We start from the raw sequence: 3,869 nt of genomic DNA, 5'->3' as shown, positions 1-3,869 counted from the left end.
TGGCGGCCCTGCTGGCGCGGGTCCCGGCCGCTCATCCGCTGACCGCGGTGATCCACACCGCCGGTGTGCTGGCCGACGGCACGATTCCGTCGCTGACGCCTGAGCGGCTGGATGCGGTGTTTCGGCCGAAGGTGGATGGAGCCTGGCACCTGCACGAGCTCACCCGGGATGCGGATCTGGCGGCGTTCGTGGTGTTCTCCTCGCTCGCGGGTGTGGTGGGAGCGCCCGGTCAGGGCAACTACGCGGCGGCGAATGTGTTCTTGGACGCGCTGGCCCAGTTGCGCCGGGCCGAGGGGCTGGCGGGGTTGTCGCTGGCGTGGGGTGCCTGGGCTCAGGACGCGGGGATGACCGGCACGCTGGGTGAGATCGAGATGCGGCGGATCAGCCGGACGGGGATGCCGGCGTTGTCGGCCGAGCAGGGGCTCGCGGCGTTCGAGGCCGCGGCCGGGTCGGATCGGGCGATGGTGGTGCCGGTACGGCTGGAGCTGTCGGCGTTGCGGGCGATGGGCGAGGTGCCGCATCTGATGCGGGGTCTGGTGCGCGCGGGGCGCCGCTCGGCGGTCTCGGTCCTGGTGGGCGGGGAAGCGGAGCTGGTGCGGCGGCTGGCGGGCCTGGACCAGGCCGAGCAGGTGCGGCTGGTGATGGAGTTGGTGTCCACTCAGGCGGCCGTGGTGCTGGGGCACGAGTCGGTGGACGCGATCCAGCCGGGACGGGAGTTCCGCGAGCTGGGCTTCGACTCCCTCACCACCATGGAACTGCGCAACCGGCTGAACGCGGCGACGGGGCTGCAGCTGCCGGTGACCCTCATCTTCGACTACCCCACCCCCGCCAGCCTCGCCGAACACCTCCTGGAGGAAATCGCACCCGGAGCGAACACCGCGGTAGAGCTGTCGTTGCTGGCCGATCTCGATCGGTTCGAGACTTCTTTTTCCGGTCTTTCCGACAACGCGCTCGACGATCTCACCCGGAACGGCATCGCGACCCGGCTGCGGCACCTGCTGGTGAAGGTGAGCGAGAGCGGCACGGAAAACAGTGAAATCGCCGTCGCTGACATGCTCGACTCGGCGAGTACCGAGGAAATCCTCAGCTTTATCGATAACGAACTGGGCCGCTCGAAAGATCTGTGATTCGAGCCCTTGTCTGAACAATGTGAAGGGCCACTCTCATGTCCGAAGACCGGAAGCTCGTCGAGTATCTGAAGTGGGTCACCGCCGATTTGCACGAGACCCGCCGGCGGCTCGAAGAGGTGGAGTCGGGCAGGCATGAGCCGATCGCGATCGTGTCGATGGCATGCCGCTATCCAGGTGGAGTCGTCTCTCCTGAGGATCTGTGGCGGTTGCTGATCGAGGGACAGGACACGATCTCTACATTCCCGGTCGATCGGGGCTGGGATGTGGAGATGGTATCGATGCTGGGCCTGGAGTGTCAGGGCGGGTTCTTGTCCGATGTGGCGGGGTTCGATCCAGGGTTCTTCAGGATCACGCCGCGTGAGGCGCTGTCGATGGACCCGCAGCAGCGGTTGCTGCTGGAGACGTCGTGGGAGGCGGTCGAGCGGGCCGGGATCGACCCGGTCTCGCTGAGAGGTAGCCACACCGGGGTGTTCGTGGGTACCAACGGTCAGGACTATGGGAATCTGTTTTTGGAAGCCGGGGAAGAGGTGAGGCAGTATGCCCTCACCGGTACGGCGGCCAGCGTGCTGTCGGGCCGCCTGTCCTACGCCCTGGGCTTGGAAGGCCCGACGATGACGATCGACACCGCGTGCTCGTCGTCCTTGGTCGCCATACACCTGGCGGCGCAGGCGCTGCGTTCGCGCGAGTGCAGCCTGGCGCTGGCAGGCGGTGTCAGGGTGATAGCCACCCCGTTCGGGTTCTTCGGCCTCGGCGTGGAGGGCGGGATGGCGCCCGATGGGCGGTGCAAGGCGTTCTCCGACAGCGCGGACGGTACCGGCTGGTCCGAGGGTGTGGGCGTGCTGGTGCTTGAGCGGTTGTCGGACGCCCGCCGCAACGGTCACCAGGTGCTGGCGGTGGTGCGTGGTTCGGCGATCAATCAGGACGGCGCGTCCAACGGGTTGACCGCGCCGAACGGTCCTTCGCAGCAGCGGGTGATCCGCCAGGCGCTGGCCGGCGCAGGGCTGACCGCCGCCGAGGTGGACGCGGTGGAGGCGCACGGCACCGGCACCAGGCTGGGTGACCCGATCGAGGCGCAGGCGCTGCTGGCCACCTACGGCCAGAACCGTGAAGCCGGTCGGCCGCTGCTGCTGGGATCGATCAAGTCGAATCTCGGTCACACGCAGGCTGCGGCCGGTGTGGCGGGTGTGATCAAGATGGTGCTGGCGATGCGGCACGGGGTGCTGCCCCGGACGCTGCACGTGGACGCGCCGTCGTCGCATGTGGACTGGTCGGCGGGCGCGGTGGAACTGCTGACCGAGCAGGTCGAGTGGCCGCGGACCGGTCGTCCGCGCCGGGCGGGCGTGTCGTCGTTCGGGATCAGCGGCACCAACGTTCACCTGATCATCGAGCAGGAGCCGGAGGCGCCGCAGGCCGAGCCAGGGGTGCGGGACCGGACGCCGGCGGCGGGTCCGGTGCCCTGGGTGGTGTCGGCCAGAAGTGGCGAGGCGCTGCGTGAGCAGGCGCGACGGCTGGCGGCGCAGGTGAGTGCGCACCGCGAGCTGGACCAGGTGGATATGGGTTTCTCGCTGGTCACGACGCGGTCGGCGTTCGAGCATCGGGCGGTGGTGCTGGCCGGCGATCGTGATGGTGTGCTGGCCGGTCTGCGGGCTGTCGCCGAGGACCTGCCGGATGCGGGTGTGGTGCGAGGGGTGGCCGGGGCGGAGCCGCGGCTGGCGGTGTTGTTCACCGGTCAGGGAAGTCAGCGGGCGGGGATGGGCCGCGAGCTGTATGCGCGGCTCCCGGTGTTCGCGGAGGCGTTGGACGAGGTGTTCGCCGAGCTTGAGCCGCTGCTGGAGAAGTTCGGCCGGGAGCCGGCCTGGGGGTCGGACAGCGAGTCGGCTGAGCGGGCGGGGCGTTACCGGGGTAGTTCGTTGCGGGAGGTGCTGTTCGCCGAGCCGGGCAGTGAGCCGGCGGGCTTGCTGGATCGGACGGGGTGGGCGCAGCCGGCGTTGTTCGCGGTGGAGACGGCACTGTTCCGGTTGGTGGAGTCGTGGGGGGTTCGGCCACGTGTGCTGGCGGGGCATTCGATCGGGGAGATCGCGGCGGCGCATGTGGCGGGGGTGCTGTCCCTGAGTGATGCGTGTGCGTTGGTGGCGGGTCGGGCGCGGTTGATGCAGGCGTTGCCGTCGGGTGGGGCGATGGTGGCGGTGCAGACCTCGGAGGAGGAGGTCGCCGCTCTGCTGGCGGGGCATGAGGGTGAGGTGTCGATCGCGGCGGTGAACGGTCCCACCTCGGTGGTGCTCTCCGGCGTGGAGGAGCCGGTTCTCGGGGTCGCCGCGGTGCTGGAGGAGCGGGGGGTGCGGACGAAGCGGTTGCGGGTGTCGCACGCGTTCCATTCACCGTTGATGGATCCGATGCTGGAGGAGTTCCGCGCCCTGGTCCGCACGCTGACCTACAGCGCGCCGCGAATCCCGATCGTCTCGAACGTGACCGGCGAGGTGGCCACGGCCGAGCAGTTGTGCTCGCCGGACTACTGGGTCGACCAGGTCCGCGGCGCGGTCCGTTTCGCCGACGGCGTGCGAGCCCTGCAGCGTCAGGGCGTGCGGGCGTATCTGGAGCTGGGCCCCGATGGGGTGCTGACCGCGATGGCCGGCGACACCCTCGCTGTGCTCGCCGGCTCGCCCGCTAACGGGCATCGGTCGGATCGACCAGGTCGGTGTCGCGGTGCGCGTCCCGGCTGGCGGCGGCCTCGTCGATGAG

The 3,869-nt window shown here is 69.6% G+C and carries 2 protein-coding genes; both read left to right on the top strand.

The features are described 5' to 3' along the window. On the top strand, positions 1-1,127 hold a 1,127-nt coding region (locus AB0J58_RS44365; RefSeq protein WP_364227734.1), incomplete at its 5' end, for a KR domain-containing protein. A 38-nt stretch (positions 1,128-1,165) separates the two neighbouring features. Then, positions 1,166-3,868 carry a type I polyketide synthase gene (locus tag AB0J58_RS44360; RefSeq protein ID WP_364227731.1) on the top strand — a complete coding sequence of 901 codons (2,703 nt, stop codon included), beginning with the start codon at positions 1,166-1,168 and terminating at the stop codon, positions 3,866-3,868. The last annotated feature ends 1 nt before the right edge of the window (position 3,869 follow it).

Origin of the sequence: Streptosporangium sp. NPDC049644 (assembly GCF_040675205.1) — a bacterium.
In the GTDB taxonomy this organism is placed as follows: domain Bacteria; phylum Actinomycetota; class Actinomycetes; order Streptosporangiales; family Streptosporangiaceae; genus Streptosporangium; species Streptosporangium fukuiense.
This window is presented reverse-complemented; position numbering and strand designations above follow the sequence as displayed.